This is a genomic window from Candidatus Accumulibacter contiguus, from assembly GCF_012940005.1.
Taxonomy (GTDB): domain Bacteria; phylum Pseudomonadota; class Gammaproteobacteria; order Burkholderiales; family Rhodocyclaceae; genus Accumulibacter; species Accumulibacter contiguus.
On sequence record NZ_SPMX01000137.1, the window covers coordinates 1 to 858 of the forward strand.

The window sequence follows — 858 nt, forward strand, 5'->3', positions numbered from 1 at the left end:
GTCGCCCTGCAGCGCAAGGCGGTGTTCCGCGTGTACTCGATGCTGGCACCGAACGACCCGGCCACGGCCAGGATGAACGAATGGCTGAACGGCTCCGAGGAATCCAGCCCATTCAAGCGGGCCACCAAGGAGACGGTCAGCGTCGAGATCGCCTCGGTGCTGCCGCAAACGCCGGAAACCTGGCAGGTCGACTGGGTCGAGACCAGCCGCGACCGCCAGGGGATCCTGAAAGGCCAGCCCTTCCGCATGCGTGCCCTGGTGACGGTCTATGTCGCCGAACCGACCACCAGCACCAGCGAAGAACAGATCCGCAACAATCCGATCGGCCTGTACGTCCGTGACTTCTCCTGGGCGAAGCAGCTCTAAGAAAGGAGCCCCCATGAAAAAACCTCTCTTCGCCCTGCTCCCTGGCGTCGCTTCCGCCATTGTCCTGGCAGCCCCGGGCGACCACCTGACCGAGCTGTATTTTTCGGACAAGAACCCGACCCTGACGCAACAGGAGAAGGCGGCCATTGCCATCGCCGAGAAGTGGAAGAACCCGAGGGCAAAAGGGGTTGCGCCGGTGACCGGGCCCAACGGCTCGGTCAAGTTCCTGTACGGCGCGCAGCAACCGAGCATCGTCTGCGCGGTGCTGCAGGTATGCGACGTCGCCCTGCAAGCCGGCGAGCAGGTCAACTCGATCAACCTCGGCGACACGGCCCGCTGGACGGTCGAACCGGCCGTCACCGGCAGCGGCGCCGGCGAAGTGCAGCACCTGATCATCAAGCCGCTCGACGTCGGCCTGGAAACGTCGATGGTGGTGACCACCAACCGCCGCAGCTATCATTTGAAGCTGCGCTCGCATCGCAGCCAGTACAT

Annotated in this window: 2 protein-coding genes; both read left to right on the forward strand. The window is 64.2% G+C overall.

The window, feature by feature from the left end; genetic code table 11:
• A partial coding sequence (locus E4Q08_RS23640; RefSeq protein ID WP_248595134.1) for a VirB8/TrbF family protein occupies nucleotides 1-366 on the forward strand: 366 nt, incomplete at its 5' end.
• 13 nt (nucleotides 367-379) lie between these two features.
• Nucleotides 380-858 (forward strand): TrbG/VirB9 family P-type conjugative transfer protein (locus tag E4Q08_RS23645; protein WP_169072208.1); only part of this gene is annotated, 479 nt, incomplete at its 3' end.